This is a genomic window from Prevotella sp. oral taxon 313, assembly GCF_003043935.1.
Classification (GTDB): Bacteria; Bacteroidota; Bacteroidia; order Bacteroidales; family Bacteroidaceae; genus Prevotella; species Prevotella jejuni.
In genome coordinates, this window is sequence record NZ_PYXE01000001.1 from 1,893,609 (window position 1) to 1,909,107 (window position 15,499).

The 15,499-nt window shown below is 41.8% G+C and carries 13 protein-coding genes; 1 reads left to right on the plus strand and 12 read right to left on the minus strand.

Annotated elements, in window-relative coordinates; all coding sequences use genetic code 11:
• Positions 1-68: 68 nt before the first annotated feature.
• The 4 genes from mreC to AXF23_RS07415 all read right to left on the minus strand — a co-directional run bounded on the left by mreC (position 69) and on the right by AXF23_RS07415 (position 3,186).
• Entirely contained in the window at positions 69-953 is an 885-nt protein-coding gene (gene mreC, locus AXF23_RS07400) for a rod shape-determining protein MreC (protein ID WP_009012253.1), read from the minus strand.
• Between the two features lie 12 nt (positions 954-965).
• The gene (locus AXF23_RS07405) at positions 966-1,988 is read right to left on the minus strand and encodes a rod shape-determining protein (RefSeq protein ID WP_009012252.1); all 1,023 of its coding nucleotides are present in this window, start codon (positions 1,986-1,988) and stop codon (positions 966-968) included.
• Between the two features lie 47 nt (positions 1,989-2,035).
• Positions 2,036-2,632 (minus strand): IMP cyclohydrolase, encoded by a 597-nt coding sequence (locus AXF23_RS07410; protein ID WP_107624860.1) that lies wholly within the window; start codon positions 2,630-2,632, stop codon positions 2,036-2,038.
• Positions 2,633-2,826: 194 nt separating this feature from the next.
• Positions 2,827-3,186, minus strand: a complete 360-nt coding sequence (locus tag AXF23_RS07415) for an outer membrane protein assembly factor BamD (RefSeq protein WP_233251256.1) — start codon at positions 3,184-3,186, stop codon at positions 2,827-2,829.
• Between the two features lie 211 nt (positions 3,187-3,397).
• Between AXF23_RS07415 and mutY the strand changes: the two genes are divergently transcribed.
• A complete protein-coding gene (mutY, locus tag AXF23_RS07420) occupies positions 3,398-4,402 on the plus strand; it encodes an A/G-specific adenine glycosylase (protein WP_107624862.1) in 1,005 nt (334 codons plus the stop codon).
• Between the two features lie 155 nt (positions 4,403-4,557).
• On the opposite strand, the gene AXF23_RS07425 is transcribed toward mutY, so the two are convergent.
• The 8 genes from AXF23_RS07425 to AXF23_RS07460 form a co-directional block, all read right to left on the minus strand.
• Positions 4,558-5,826, minus strand: a complete 1,269-nt coding sequence (locus AXF23_RS07425; protein WP_107624863.1) for an MFS transporter — start codon at positions 5,824-5,826, stop codon at positions 4,558-4,560.
• A gap of 956 nt (positions 5,827-6,782) precedes the next feature.
• On the minus strand, positions 6,783-8,198 hold the full coding sequence (locus tag AXF23_RS07430; RefSeq protein WP_107624864.1) for a tetratricopeptide repeat protein: 1,416 nt from the start codon (positions 8,196-8,198) through the stop codon (positions 6,783-6,785).
• Positions 8,199-8,822: 624 nt separating this feature from the next.
• Positions 8,823-9,788, minus strand: coding sequence for a PstS family phosphate ABC transporter substrate-binding protein (locus AXF23_RS07435; protein WP_009012246.1), 966 nt, complete (start codon positions 9,786-9,788; stop codon positions 8,823-8,825).
• A 13-nt stretch (positions 9,789-9,801) separates the two neighbouring features.
• On the minus strand, positions 9,802-10,683 hold the full coding sequence (locus AXF23_RS07440) for an energy transducer TonB (RefSeq protein WP_107624865.1): 882 nt from the start codon (positions 10,681-10,683) through the stop codon (positions 9,802-9,804).
• A 35-nt stretch (positions 10,684-10,718) separates the two neighbouring features.
• Entirely contained in the window at positions 10,719-11,405 is a 687-nt protein-coding gene (locus AXF23_RS07445; protein ID WP_009012244.1) for an ExbD/TolR family protein, read from the minus strand.
• Positions 11,406-11,417: 12 nt separating this feature from the next.
• A complete protein-coding gene (locus AXF23_RS07450; RefSeq protein WP_009012243.1) occupies positions 11,418-12,068 on the minus strand; it encodes an ExbD/TolR family protein in 651 nt (216 codons plus the stop codon).
• 30 nt (positions 12,069-12,098) lie between these two features.
• Complete coding sequence (locus AXF23_RS07455; RefSeq protein WP_107624866.1) at positions 12,099-12,938, minus strand: MotA/TolQ/ExbB proton channel family protein; 840 nt, start codon at positions 12,936-12,938, stop codon at positions 12,099-12,101.
• A gap of 228 nt (positions 12,939-13,166) precedes the next feature.
• A complete protein-coding gene (locus AXF23_RS07460) occupies positions 13,167-14,360 on the minus strand; it encodes a pyridoxal phosphate-dependent aminotransferase (protein ID WP_107624867.1) in 1,194 nt (397 codons plus the stop codon).
• Positions 14,361-15,499 lie beyond the last annotated feature (1,139 nt).

A 15,499-nucleotide genomic window follows, 5' to 3' on the forward strand; every position in this document is an offset into this window, starting at 1 on the left:
CGAAGAAATTGCTTATAAAGTGGACTTATCCGGCCTTTCTCCAAACTAATACTATTGATAGTCACAGCTTACTGTGCTTTATTTCCTATCTGCTCCTCAATAGGCTTGATAGAATCTTGTGCTGCTTTTATAACTTCTCGTTGGTCTCTTATAGAAGCATCGTCTATTACACAAACATCACGAAGATTACCGAAATCAGTTGAGAGCTGTATCTGCAAGCGATAAGAGAGACCATCCTCCGAATTATAGACATGCTTTACCTTGCCTACTAACACCCCAGCTGGGAAAACGGAAGAATATCCACTCGTCACGACACGATCGCCTAACTTAAACTTAGCATGTCGAGGTATATCATCCAAATAGGCTACATCAGATGCGCCACCATTCCAATGAAGATAACCAAAGTAGTCACGTCCTTGAATGGAACAACTGATATTTGACTTTGAATTCAGCACTGGGATAACAACAGCATAATGGATACCTGCCATATAGACAATACCTACAACGCCATTACCACAGGCTACACCCATATCCTTCTGTACTCCATCCCATGTTCCCTTATTGATGGTGATAAAGTTATTTGGCTTATCCAGCGAGTTAGCAACAACCTTTGCTTGTATCAAACGGAACTTAGATAGAAAACGATACTGACCTTTATGAAGAAAGGTAGAATCCTTTGTTTTATCATACAGTTGGGCGGACAATGCCTTAACTTGCTGTTCCAATTCGAGGTTACGCTTGGTTAAAGCTTCATTCACCTCACCCATTGTCAGATATGATGTAACCTTCGAACTCCCTTCATAAGCCAAACCAGCAACGTAGTTTGCCGACGTGAACCACACACTGCCCTGATAGTCATTGAATCGGAACAGGAGAACCATACTCAAGACTTCCAGGGCAACGAACAAGAACCAATGCTTGTACTTAGCAAGGAACTCTGTCAGATTGTGCATGAACAGTTATTGTTATCTCATTAAGAACGAGAATCGGTCTACGTTCTTCAATGCAATACCGGCACCCTTAGCCACACTGTGCAATGGGTCTTCGGCTATATGGAATGGAATATTAATCTTATCAGTCAGACGCTTGTCGATACCACGAAGCAAAGCACCACCACCACTGAGATAGATACCATTCTTTACGATATCAGCATAAAGCTCAGGTGGAGTGTTTTCCAATGCTGAAAGTACAGCATTCTCAATTTTTGCTACTGTCTTATCAAGGCAATGAGCAATCTCTTGATAGCATACAGGTACCTCCATAGGAAGAGCTGTTATACGGTTAGGACCATGTACGATGTAATCCTCTGGGGCCTCCTCACCAAGATCCGTCAGCGCTGAACCCACATGAAGCTTGATACGTTCTGCCATACGCTCACTGACCTTTACATTGTGCTGGCGGCTCATATATTCTTGAATATCAGCTGTAAGATCATCACCAGCAACACGGATAGAGTTGTTACATACGATACCTCCTAAAGAAATCACAGCTATCTCCGTACTTCCACCACCGATATCAACAATCATGTTACCCTCTGGTGCCTCTACATCAAGACCCATACCAAGGGCTGCTGCCATTGGTTCGAAGATAAGGTAAACATCACGACCATCAGCGTGTTCTGCTGAGTCACGCACTGCACGAAGTTCTACTTCTGTAGAGCCAGATGGCACTCCTATCACCATACGAAGTGAAGGAGAGAAGAAGCGATTACCAGTGTGAACCATCTTAATAAGTCCACGCATCATCTGCTCACAAGCCGTAAAGTCTGCAATAACACCGTCGCGTAAAGGGCGAATAGTACGAATATTGGGATGTTCCTTCTCGTACATCATCTTCGCATCACCTCCCACAGCAATCATCTTATCTGTGCGACGGTCCAGAGCTACTACTGACGGCTCATCAACAACAATCTTATCATCACTGATAATGATTGTGTTTGCCGTTCCCAGGTCCATAGCTATTTCCTGGATAAATGAAAATAATCCCATTAATAATATGTGTATTTTGTAAATTCCTAATTCTTTATCTTATGTGCTTATTCCGCTGCAAACCAACGATGAATAGCGGTATCATAATGACTACTAACACCAAAAGCACGCTCTGCAAACATCTTTCGGTCTTCAATATCTGTCTGTGCTCCGTTCGTGTTAAGTATCTGAAGCAACACAGGATATTCTGCTTTACTTGGCACAATGACAACATCCTTGAAGTTCTTAGCACCTGCACGTATCAGCGAGATACCACCAATATCAATCTTCTCAATGATATCCTCTGCACTGGCACCACTGGCTACTGTCTGTTCGAAAGGATAGAGGTCTACGATAACAAGGTCGATAAATGGAATATCATACTCCTCCATCTGTTCTTGATCGCCTGCATTATCACGACGAGAGAGGATTCCTCCGAATATCTTTGGGTGGAGTGTCTTTACGCGACCACCAAGAATAGAAGGGTAAGATGTAACCTCTTCAACCTTTTGGCACTCATAGCCTAAGGACTCAATAAACTCCTGTGTACCGCCAGTACTTAGGAACTTAACGCCTTCTTCGTGTAATTTCTTGAGCAAATCCTCAAGTCCATCTTTGTGAAAGACCGAAATAAGAGCAGTCTTAATTTGTTTTTTACCAGCCATTGTAAAACATTTTATGGATTTGATGTGCAAAGTTACTAATTAAAGGTGACTAAACAATATTTTAAATCAAAAAAAAACAAAAGGTGAGCAACTAATTGATTAAAGTCTAATAAGCTGCCATCTTTTGTTTTATTATGCTTGTTCTCTGAGCGCTGCTGTTTTGTTCTTAACTCCCTACAAAGCTCTCTTTAAGTTTATTCATTACGCTTGATACCGAGAGCATCTAATATACCTTGTATCTCACTACCGAGACCAAAGACACTATTCACCACTCCGTCCTTAGCTCCTCGCACCATATAGCGTGCACAATCGCCTTCGAGTCTACCGATACGCTGGCGTTCTGCAACGGTATAGTCATGCCGTGCTATCTCACGACGTATCCTACCGAACTTGTTCACAGCCTTACGCCACTTCTTTGCAGTATAATACTGACTGTTATCTCGCAATTCGTACGAAAATTTCTCTAAGTCATTAACAGCTGACTCACGTGTGGCACATGAGCTTACCGAGAGTGTTGCCACAATGAGGGCAAGGCCCATTAGTATTTTCTTCATCTTGTTTCTCATCTTTTATAACCTCTAATTCTACATTAATTTTCCCTATCCTCGGCTTGTATTTACAATACTTCCACTACATGATAAGTAATGTCATTTTATGCCATCGCAGGGTAATAGTCATGGCAAAAATAGGAAATAATAATGATTTTAGCAACAAATCGCCACGTTACTTTTCATTCTTTTTCTACTTTTTAACTACCTTTGCCCCATGAATTTCGCTGCAACACTCCTTCAATGGTTCAAAAACAACGGACGATGCCTGCCTTGGCGGGATACGAATGACGCATACGCTATTTGGCTTAGCGAGGTCATTCTACAACAAACTCGTATCGCTCAAGGTCTGAGCTACTGGCAACATTTTATGGAACAATGGCCTACGGTAAACGAACTGGCTGCTGCTACGGAGGACGAGGTACTAAAGGCTTGGCAGGGATTAGGCTATTACTCCCGTGCACGAAACCTACATACTGCTGCCCAACAGGTGGTTGAATTAGGTGGATTTCCACAGACTTTCAAGGGATTGAAAGCACTGAAGGGGGTGGGTGATTACACTGCTGCTGCCATTGCTTCTATTGCTTTTGGCGAACCGGTAGCCGTGGTGGATGGCAATGTGTATCGTGTCCTCTCTCGTTATTATGGCATAAAAACTCCTATTGACAGCACCAACGGCAAGAAAGAGTTTCAAACACTGGCTCAATCTCTTTTACCTACAAGCGAACCAGCTGACTACAATGAGGCAATAATGGACTTTGGTGCTATTCAGTGTACACCATCTTCTCCTCATTGCAACACTTGCCCTTTATGTGAAACATGCATCGCTTTCCGTGAGCAACGTGTTAATGAACTACCCATAAAAAGCAAGAAGGTGAAACAACGGGAACGCCATCTCACCTATTTATATATTGAATATGGAGACGAGATTGCCATCCATCAACGTGGTGCTGGCGATATTTGGCAGGGATTATGGGAATTTCCACTACCCGAACTGCTTGCTCCTTCCATAGGAGATAGATGGGAAACAGAAGCACAACTACTACGGAAAGGGATGAAACATGTTCTTACTCATCAAATTCTACTTGCTGATTTCTACCTTTGGCAGCCCAAGGTACAACCACAGTTACCCTCCGACTTCATCTGGATAGACAAGCAAGACCTTGAGAAATATGCCTTACCTCGCCTTATCGAAATTCTCCTGAAGGAAATTCCAACCTAAGCTTCTCTCCCCTTTCATCCTCCCTTCTCGCCTTCTGACTATTATCGCCTTTTCCACGGTCCATTTCTACAAGCCACCGCCTTTTAGCCAGTCTTCCCATGCAATGGCTACCTTCTCGCTCCTTTCCTTTCTCTTCAAAGCCCAGCCCCCAACCATTACTTCTTTCCAAAGTCCTCATCAATACGTAGCTGATGAGCTACCAAGAAGGGGAAGATGCAGACTATCATCACGATTACAAAGAACCAACGATAACCCACAGCCTGTGCTAATGTTCCCGCAAATAGTCCCGGAACCATCATTGACAATGCCATAAAACCCGTACAGAGGGCGTAATGACTGGTTTTGTGTTCACCCTGACTGAAATAAATCATAAAGAGCATATAAGCACTGAACCCAAAACCATAACCGAAATTCTCGATAAATACGGCTACACTAACGGCTATTACGTTGTCTGGAAGCATATAGGCGAGGTAAACGTAGGCCAAATTAGGCAACGTGATAGCTGCAGTCATCGGCCATATCCAACGCTTCAAACCATCACGACTAATCATCATTCCTCCTATAACACCACCTATCAAGAGGCCTACTGTACCAACTATACCATTCACTGTACCATACTCAATCTCGGAAAGTGCTATCCCTCCCTTTGCCTTCGATGCTTGTAGGAAAAGTTGAGAGATAGGTATAATTAATGCCTCTGGCAATCGAAAGAGTAATAGAAAGCAAATAGTGGTTAGTGCTTGTTCCTTTTTGAAGAAGGAGAGAAAGGTCTGCCCAAAGCTGCGTAATAAATGGCAAGCTGAAACTTGTTCTCTCTCTGCGTCTTCAGATGGACAAGGGAGTATCAAACGATGATAGAGAGCAAGACCCATAAAGAGTGCCATCAGGCCATAGAACACAAGCGACCACGTCCATTGTACATCAAAGCTCATGTGCAGAAAACCTGCAAGAGCAATCAGTCCACCCTTTCCGACGACCATAGAAATACGATAGAAGGTAGAACGAATACCAACGAAAAAGGCTTGGTCGTGCTGGTTGAGTCCCATCATATAGAACCCATCGGCAACTACATCATGCGTAGCACTACTGAAAGCAAGTAACCAGAAGAAACAGATGGTTCCTTGAAGCCATAGAGACGTGTTAACCGTAAAAGCTACTCCAGCAAAGGCTGCTCCCACAAGCGTTTGCATAATGATAATCCACCATCGTTTTGTCTTTATCAAATCAAGGAAGGGACTCCACAAGGGTTTGATAACCCAAGGCAGATAAAGCCATGATGTGTAAAACGTAACTTCGGCATCTGACAGCCCCATCTGCATATAGACTTGAAGTGACAACACCGTTACGGCAATATAAGGCAGGCCCTCTGCGAAATAAAGAGAAGGAATCCATGCCCACGGACTTATCTTTCTTTCTGTTTTCAATGCTTATCGTGTTATATGTTCTATTATTTTCACTATTGCTTGAGGTGTGTTCATCTTCTACCGTCTACTATCTGCAAACCAATTAGAGGTTATCCTATCATGTCAGCCAAGAGAGACATATAGGGCTAAGTAGACAAGCCGAACACTATTGAACACTTTGTTTTGTGACTTTTCAAACGTTCACAAAGATACACAAAATTAACGAGAAAAGATAAAATGACACTCACGAAAAAGGATAAGAAAGATAATTTATACATTAGAGTGCAATGATTTTCGCTTTTCTTGAAAGCATCTTTGAGAAATTTAACCTATCTTTGTGAACAGAAAAATGACATCCGTCATATTGTCACTTATATTCTCTACATGTGTTTAGATTAGTTCATAAAATACGAACAAAGAAACGACTCTAATACACTCTACCCTCTCTATTGGATATAGAGAACCATAGAGTAACACGATAAGGAAGCATGACACTAACAAAGGTCTGTCTAAAACTCAAAGTGATATGCTTCCTTCTTCGTTTGCAAAAGAATGAACAAGAATATAGCTAAACTTTACCTCCATTAATAACAGCCCAATCTAAGGGTAGAACCTATCATCTCTAAAGCTATAGAAACACCAATATTATCTGCTTAATTATTTCTTTCTTCTATCGCAAGAATCTATCTTCGACAATTTATTCTCGTGTGAAGAAATATTTATTTTCACGAGAAGAAATATTTATTTTCATGAAGAAAAATATTTTTTTTCATGAAAATAATTTGCAACACACTATTCTCTGTTATTGATAAGAGTAACTAAAACTCATCTATAATGGGGATTTAAAATGTTAGAACGACATAGGCAATAACGGATCTTACCTACGACAAGCCTCCTACGCCAGCGTTGTAACATTAAAAAAAAGGGCGATAGTCATTACGACCATCGCCCTTATACCTAATAAATATTACGGATAATTACATTCCTAAAGCCTTCTTTGCACCCTCATTGTTAGGGTTAACCTTCAGCACCTTGTTGAAGTACTCGTCTGCAAGAGGCTTATTACCCTTCTTTGAGTAATAGTAACCAAGACCATAGTAAACGTTCTCCAAATAGCTCTTGCTATCTTCGTCGAGTGTTGGCTTTGCCTCTTCGTATGCAGCAACCTTCTGATATATCTCAGCAACCTTATCTGGGTCGTTCATTAACTGAGCTACGTTAGCTTGGTTCAACCATACCCAGTCAGAGATTGTTGGGAACTTGGCAACCATCTGCTCATAAACGTCAAGAGCCTTAGCGAGAACCGCATTCTTTGCAGCACGGTCTGTCAAGCCATCTGCCTTTGCAATGTATGTGTTGGCAAGTGTTGCCCAGTCGTTGTTAGTAGCCTTCTTGCTCTTTGAAAGATACTCCTGCTGAACCTCAAGTGCTTTATCATCATTACCCTGTGCAGCATAGATAGCGGCCAAAGTCTTCAATGGTTCAATATTGTTCTTATCAGCTTCAAGTGCCTTGTTGACAGTGCTAATAGCCTCGTCATACTGCTGAGCACCACAGAGAGCCTTTGCATATACATCGTAGTCGTTAGCTACCTTCTTACCAGAACCAGCGAATACAGCCTTTCCATAGTTGATAGCTGAAGCATAATCCTTCAACTCAACAGATGCCATCATTGCTATACGGCTCAAGTACTCACTGTTAGGGAATTTCTGTAAACCCTGCTTTACAACATCCAAAGCTCTCTGGTAGTCTTTTGTTATGTATGCCGCGAAGCCATAGTTATAGAAGTTATCCTCTGACATATTAGCAGGATTAGCCTTACCATACCACTCCAAAGCTTCCTTATACTTACCGTCATTCAACATGATTTCAGCTGCAGTTGCCTCTACAGGATAGTCTGGCTTAACCTTACGAAGTTCTTCAAGTTTCTGAACAGCAACCTTTGAATTTACATGACGAAAAACCTTTGCATAACGCTCGTAAGCTGTTACGTTCTGTGGATCAACAGTAATTGCGTTCTGATACTGTGTAGCAGCTGCACCCGCATTACCAATAGAGTCCTTAAGAGCAGCAATGTCGCCCAAAAGAACGTATGCTAAGCTGCCCTTAAATTTCTTATTATTGATAACATTGTTGGCAATCTCTGTTGCTGCATCGTAGTTATGCTGCAAAAGATAAACATTACCCAACGCAACAATAGCCTCTTCACTCTTCTTAAAGGTCTTTTGATACTCCTTGATGAGGTCCTTGGCTGCCTTTGGATCATTTGGTGCAGCTTCGATAGCAGCTACAATAGGCTTTAGAGCTACTGCGTAATCAACATCCTGTGCCATTACTGGAGTTGACATTGCCAACATCAAAGCTCCAGCTATTAAATATTTCTTTGTCTTCATAATTCTCTCTCTTTAATTTTCAATTTAAGTGAACACATTATTTATTAAGACGCCTATCATGACATAATAGTTTAAAGAAAATATCCATAATTGATTATTATCAAGGATAAGCAAGATCATTTATCTCTATCTTATAACTACTTACTCTACGTCTATAACTACCTCTAATTTAATGTTTCTTGCCAAGACTTACCTGTTAGATAACACGTAATTAATACTTAAGCTACATACTTTGGTGATTTGTACAATACCTCCATCCAACTAAAGGGCTCGTAGTTAATTGCTTAAACCACATGTGATGAAAATTTGTACGGCTTTTCCAACACAACATGATTATCAGTAGTTAAGAATTAGACCATTTGTGATGGCTGTGCCTTTACCATACTTCCGACTTAGCAAGATGACCTATACTTAATACTTAAACCACCTGCGATGGCTGCTTGCACGATATGTCCAACTTAGCAAGAGGACACATAATCATTGCTCAACCACTTACAATGGTAGCTTACACCAATATCTTCGTCCCAGTTTGGGAACAAGTAATCTGATGCTAAAACCACATGCACTGGTAGCTCTTATTACATCTGTATCCTGTCAGATGATCCGTAGTTAATCATTAAACCACTACTGTGTCTTTACCTCTACCTCACGGATGTTAATCTCTCCACGATAAGGTAATAGACCAGCCTTGAAGATAATCTTCTGCCCAATAGGGTTCGTTACGAAGTTAGCAAATGCCCATGGAAGTGCCTTATGAGGGTCAGCAACTATCGCATAGATTGTTCTAACAAACGGATACCTTCCATCCAAGAGATAAGCTTGGTATGGCTGCCAACTGTTACCAGGCTGTGCTACAGTAGCCTGTGAGATACCTACTACGGTAATATCTTTCTTAAATGTAGTGTTTGTTGAGTCTCTGTGGTCATTCAACCAGTTTGAACCAATAACACCTATGGCGTTAGGAGTCTTATGAACATAGTCGACAACCGACTTACTATTGCTTGCAGCAACAATGTTCGCCCCCTTAATATTCTTTCCACCTAATATCGAATCGACTACATAGTGCAATGTTGCTGAAGCCTTGTTATCAAAGACAACTTCTATGTTACCTTTGTTATTCTTCGGGTTCAGTTGATTCCACTTAGTAATCTGTCCGCTGAGAATCTTCTTAACATTTGTGACCGTAATACATGAATCAGCATTCGTATTGTTCACAATGAAAGCAATTCCATCATATCCTATCGGGAATACCGCTGGAATAGGACCTTTCTCTCGTAACATGGCATCCTCTCCCTTCGTCAGTGCATGAGAAGTAAAGAAAAGATTAACCTTCTGGTCGAGAATCAGTTGCATACCTTTGTTGTCATCTGTATAGATTGGCAACAAGTGAGTTTGTGGGTAGCGGAACTGATAATTCTGTAACAGTTCCTCTATAATAGGACTAAAACTTTCGTCAGAGGCGAATTGAATCGTCCCTGACGTCGGTGTATCTGTTCTGCCGTCCTTAGCTTTCTTCTGTCCGCAAGCAGACAGAAGGAAGCCGAGGGATAGCATCAATCCTACTGTTATGTAGAATCTGGTTCTTTTCATATAATATTTGCTTTTACTGCAGTTTGAAGGTAATAGGGAGAGTAAACCAAACGTTTGCTGGCTGACCATTGTTCATACCAGGAGACCACTTCGGCATGCTGTTAACAACACGAAGCGCCTCACGGTCGAGTGACTGGTCAACACCACGAACAATCTGTGCCTGACTTACGCTACCATCGCGTCCTACAACGAACTTAACGATAACACGACCCTGCACACCATTCTCAGCTGCTACAGCTGGGTACTGGATGTGAGAAGCCAACCAAGCATTTACGTTCGGGAACGAAGGCATAACCTCTGCCACTGTGAAGACCTTATTCTCAACCTCCTGCTTTGGCTCTGGTTTTGGAGCCTCAACAACAGGCTTTTCGATCTTTGGTACAATCTGCTCAGGAGTAGCAACGGTACTACGAGCTGCAGTTTCAGTACGATCTTCCGTACCTTCCTTGTTCTCAACACCGACTGCCTTGGTCTCCTTGTTCATCTTGACCATTGGTGGCATCTCTTCCTTTACATCCTTATCATCCTTGATGACAGGGGCTGTAAACTTAACAGTTGCACGAGTTTCAGGAACAACCTTTTCAACGTCAACCTTCTTAGGTTCTTCCTTCTTCTGTTGCTTCTTACGCTCAGCCTGATCTTTCTTAGCCTGCTCAAGAGCAGCTAATTCCATCTTAGCAGCATAAGCAGCTTGAGCAGCCAACTCGTCGTTGTGCTTCTTAATCTGATAAGCTAAGTAACCACCACCGAGGAATGCAGCACAAAGCAGAATAGCTAACGCTTTGATGTTACGCTGAGAAACAGTTTTACGAAGCTTGTATGCACCGTACTCCTTGTTCTTGTCGGCGAACACCATGTCGACCCATTTAGGATCGCATAAATCTATTTTTGCCATTGTCTTTCTTTCTTTAATTGTTTACGAATCAGTGATTAAGCCTTTATACCTTTCTTGGCTAAGAGTGCCTTGTCTTGGTCTGTCAGCTTGTCAATGACGTAAGTTCCAATATATGAAATCTGCATTTCATCGAGGATGTCTACCAAGTGACGATATGAAGCATGATCAGTTGGTTTAATAATGACAGTCATGGTTGAAACCTTCTTGCCATCAATCATACCACCTTTAATCGATGCAATCTCAGCCTGATAGATGCTATCAGGATAAGCCTTAGGGTTCTCAGCCTTCTTGCGATTCAGATCCTTTACAGCGATATCCATATCCTTATATGGGATAGAGATAGCTTCACCAGTAGAAGGATCACCCACTTGCTTATGTTGAAGAACGTAGCGAATACCTTTTGAAGTATTACTCCAATCAGCAGGCTTCAGCCAATTAGCGTTATCATACTCTGGTTTACCATTACCATAGAAGATTTTATCTCCGTCAGCAATGTAAATTGTAATAGAGTGTGACTCCTTAGCCTCATTCTTCTGGTTCTCATTCTGAGTTTTATCATTACTTGGCATCGTCAACTCCATAGTTGAAGGCTTGCTAAGCGAAGTACAAAGCATGAAGAAAGTAATCAGCAACATAAGCATATCCACCATCGGCGTAAAGTCTACGCGGACGGTCATCTTCTTCTGCTTGCCGCCTCCTTTTCCTGTATCCATCATTTCCATACTTTGATCTCCTTACTTATTAGCTGCCTGAGCAGCCTTTTTAGCGTCCAACTGTGTGATCATATAGTAATGGCTCTCATCCATATCTTGGAGTTCGCTCATTACCTTCTTAACGGTACCATAAGGAGAGTCAGCATCAGACTTGATAGCAAGTCTAACCTTTGGGTTCACCTGGCGGGCTGCGTTAACCCACTGTTGGAACTCAGTCATCTCCTGTCCTTGGATACTATCGAGAGGAATACCCATCTTAGGGAGTTCTTTACTACGCTCTGCAGCAGGCTTAGACAAATAAGCAGCCAACTTATCGAGCGGAGTACCAAATGTAGACTCAGCAACAAAAGTTTTCTTCTGTGCAGGAGTCAATGTAATGCCCATATTGCCTACGATCTGTCCCAACTCATTGGTATTATCGTAGCTCATGAAAACCTGGCCTTCGCCAGTAGGCTTTCCATTAGGTCCTTTTTCAGGACTAACGAGAATTGTCAAGACACCATTCTCAGGCACCTTAGTTTCAGACACAGAACCCGGAGTATTTACCTTCACTGGCTCATTCTTAACGAAAGTAGAAGTCAGCATAAAGAAGGTAAGCAACAGGGTCATAACGTCTGACATAGGCGTCATGTCGATAAAAGTGTCATTCTTCTTAACTTTTACTTTACCCATAGCGATAAATTATTAAAGGGTTAGCAAAAATTAAGCCTCGTCTGTGTGGTTTACTTCGTATGTCTGAGCGATAGAATAACCAACCTCGTCGAGGGCGAAAGTCAACTTGTCAACCTTGTTAGAGTAGTAACCGTATGATACCACTGCACACCAAGATGTTGCAATACCGAAAGCGGTGTTGATCAACGCCTCAGAAATACCAGCAGAAAGTGCAGCAGAGTCAGCACCACCACCTGCAGAAAGAGCAGAGAACGACTTGATCATACCGGTTACAGTACCGAGAAGACCAGTAAGAGTACCAAGAGTTACGAGAGTAGCAATGATAGGGAGGTTCATTGTCAGAGTTGGCATCTCGAGCTGAGTAGCCTCCTCGTGAGCCTGCTGAATCTTAGCTACCTTCTGAGCCTTCTTAAGGTTAGCATTAGCACCAGTCTCCATATCCTTGTAAGCGTTCAAAGAAGCCTTAACAACGTTTGCTACAGAACCCTTCTGCTGATCGCAGAGTTGGTTAGCCTTAGCAAGGTCATTAGCGTTAAGAGCACTCTTGATGTTTGCAACGAACTTTGGAAGGGCACCCTTACCGAAAGCAGTCTTCAAAGCCATCCAACGCTCGATAGACATAGCGAGCACTGTCAACAAGAGAGTGTGGATAACAGGAACGACTACGCCACCCTTGAAGATAGTACCCCAAACGTCTGCTGGGTTCTCACGTGCAGCACCATCCTGGAAGTGCATCTGATTGCCGAACCAAAAGTAGAACAATGCGAACGCAACGATAGCGCAAAAGATGATAATCCAAAATGCACCTCTAACTCCTGTGAAGCCCTCAGACTTTTTCTGTGGGACTGGTTTTTGTTGTGTAGTTGCCATAATTTGATAAAATTTTAATTTTTAGGTTATTAATGAATTAATTTGTTAATATCTTTCTGATTTATAAGCATTTGTATGATACGAGCCGTATGTGAGCTCGTTCAACACAGTGTCTTATCTCCGCAAAGATAGTAATTAAAAGAAAAATAGAGATAGGATTAATAACATTTAACAGTTATAAATGTACGGTTTCTCTCTCTACTTTATTACTATCTACTCTTTCGAGCCCTATTTAAGTTTTGAAAGTACTTCTTTGATACGACGTAGTGCTTCCTTAATATTATCATCACTTGTTGCGTAACTCATTCGGAAACATTCTGGGGCACCAAAAGCGTCACCACCCACTGTTGCCACGCCTCCTTCTTCAAGAATATACATTGCGAGGTCTGACGAACTACGAATGACATGCTTACCATCTGTCTTGCCAAAGTAGCTTGAACATTTAGGGAAGAGATAGAATGCACCCTGTGGTACATTCACTTCAAGGCCAGGTATCTCCTTTGCCAACCTAACTATCAAGTCACGACGACGTCGAAATGCTTCACGATAGTCAGCCACGCAAGCTTGATCAGCCTCGTATGCAGCCACAGCTGCCATTTGACTTACACTACATGTACCTGACGTATATTGTCCTTGTAGCTTATTAATTCCTTTTGCAATCCACTCTGGTGCAGCAATCCAGCCTAATCTCCAACCTGTCATAGCGTAAGCTTTGCTAACACCATTGCAGAGTATCGTACGGTCTTTCATCCCTTGGCAAGAAGCAATACTACAATGACCACCTATATAATTAATGTGTTCGTATATCTCATCTGACAGAACGAACAAGTCATCATGTGCCAAGACGACCTTGGCTAAGCTCTCCAACTCTTCTGCAGAGTAGACACTACCAGTAGGATTACTTGGAGAACAAAGAATAATCATCTTTGTCTTGGGTGTAATCGCATACTCCAACTGTTCAGCCGTAATCTTGAAATCCTGTTCAATACCAGCAGAAACAATTACAGGAACGCCTCCAGCGAGTTTTACCATCTGTGGGTAACTAACCCAATAAGGTGCAGGAATAATGACCTCATCACCAGGATTAACCAAAGCCAAAATAGCATTGCATACACCTTGCTTACCTCCTGTGCCAACAACTATCTCTGAAACAGCATATTCAAGGTGATTCTCTTGCTTCAGTTTCTTAACAATTGCCTCACGCAGAACAGGATATCCAGGAACAGGAGAATACTTAGAGAAGTTATCATCAATAGCTTTTTTGCCCGCTTCCTTCACATGGTCGGGTGTCATAAAGTCTGGTTCACCCACACTCATATTGATAACATCAATTCCCTGCGCTTTCATTTCACTACTCTTCTGCGACATTGCTAATGTTTCAGAAGGCGCCAGTCGATTCAAACGATCTGATAGTTGTGCCATTTCGAACTTTATCTTTCTTTATGAATAATATCAAGTACAAAAGTACGTAAATTCATTCTGATAACGTAACTTTTCTTTCTTTATTTTATCATTATAACATTTTTACTGCCGATTTGACAGCTAAAACCACAAAAATATGGTTCTTCCGATACTAAAAGTGATAGAAATTAAATACTAAGAAGAATCTTGTTACAAGAACTGAACACCTATTCTACTCACCGAGTAACACATGAGTTATACTCAAATAGAGTTGATGGGTGGTGGGTGATGAGTGTTAGGTGATCGGTGTTAATGATTTGTGTTTGGTGGGTAGTAGGTGATGGAAAATGGGTGTTAGGTGATGGTGGATAGGTGTTAAGGGCTTGTGTTTGGTGGGTAATAGGTGTTGGATTATGGGTGTCAGGTGATGGTGGATGGGTGTTAAGGGCTTGTGTTTGGTGAGTAATAGGTGTTGGATTATGGGTGTTAGGTGATGGTGGATAGGTGTTAAGGGCTTGTGTTTGGTGGGTAATAGGTGATGGATTATGGGTGGTAGGTGATGGTGAATAGGTGTTAAGGGTTTGTGTTTGGTGGGTAATAGGTGATGGATTATGGGTGGTAGGTGATGGTGAATAGGTGTTAAGGGTTTGTGTTTGGTGAGTAATAGATGATGGAAAATGGGTATTAGGTGATGGTGGATAGGTGTTAAGGGCTTGTGCTTGGTGGGTAATAGGTGATGGAAGATGAATGTTAGGTGATGGTGGATGGGTGTTAAGGGATGGTGTTAGTGATGGGAGTAGGTAACGACTGATGGGTATTAGAGGCTATGGAAATCGCTCTCCCTCCCCTTTCTGTCAACTATTTTTACCCTTCATGAATAGAGTACACGCTTTTTAAGATAATAGAAGAGGCCTAACTGCATTCAAGAACATGCCCTTCTTGCATGTTGAAGACGCCCTTTTTGAAGCAAGAAGGGCGTCTTCTTTAAGACAATATGTAACCTATTGACTTATTGCATATTATAAGCTCTATCATAAGAGTTCTTATACTCATATTGTAAGGGTAATTAGATCGATATTATGTAATGATTTTTTACAGCTAAGCAAATTCCCTTAAAGTATAGAGCGGTACTTTTAAGATACTTATCGTAAAGCCAAACA

What these genes read in the sequence shown, in the direction of transcription:
- mreC (WP_009012253.1), bottom strand. Translation starts at nt 953, where the DNA reads ATGCACAATCTGACAGAGTTCCTTGCTAAGTACAAGCATTGGTTCTTG.
- AXF23_RS07405 (WP_009012252.1), bottom strand. Translation starts at nt 1,988, where the DNA reads ATGGGATTATTTTCATTTATCCAGGAAATAGCTATGGACCTGGGAACG.
- AXF23_RS07410 (WP_107624860.1), bottom strand. Translation starts at nt 2,632, where the DNA reads ATGGCTGGTAAAAAACAAATTAAGACTGCTCTTATTTCGGTCTTTCAC.
- AXF23_RS07415 (WP_233251256.1), bottom strand. Translation starts at nt 3,186, where the DNA reads ATGAAGAAAATACTAATGGGCCTTGCCCTCATTGTGGCAACACTCTCG.
- mutY (WP_107624862.1), top strand. Translation starts at nt 3,398, where the DNA reads ATGAATTTCGCTGCAACACTCCTTCAATGGTTCAAAAACAACGGACGA.
- AXF23_RS07430 (WP_107624864.1), bottom strand. Translation starts at nt 8,198, where the DNA reads ATGAAGACAAAGAAATATTTAATAGCTGGAGCTTTGATGTTGGCAATG.
- AXF23_RS07435 (WP_009012246.1), bottom strand. Translation starts at nt 9,788, where the DNA reads ATGAAAAGAACCAGATTCTACATAACAGTAGGATTGATGCTATCCCTC.
- AXF23_RS07440 (WP_107624865.1), bottom strand. Translation starts at nt 10,683, where the DNA reads ATGGCAAAAATAGATTTATGCGATCCTAAATGGGTCGACATGGTGTTC.
- AXF23_RS07445 (WP_009012244.1), bottom strand. Translation starts at nt 11,405, where the DNA reads ATGGAAATGATGGATACAGGAAAAGGAGGCGGCAAGCAGAAGAAGATG.
- AXF23_RS07450 (WP_009012243.1), bottom strand. Translation starts at nt 12,068, where the DNA reads ATGGGTAAAGTAAAAGTTAAGAAGAATGACACTTTTATCGACATGACG.
- AXF23_RS07455 (WP_107624866.1), bottom strand. Translation starts at nt 12,938, where the DNA reads ATGGCAACTACACAACAAAAACCAGTCCCACAGAAAAAGTCTGAGGGC.
- AXF23_RS07460 (WP_107624867.1), bottom strand. Translation starts at nt 14,360, where the DNA reads ATGGCACAACTATCAGATCGTTTGAATCGACTGGCGCCTTCTGAAACA.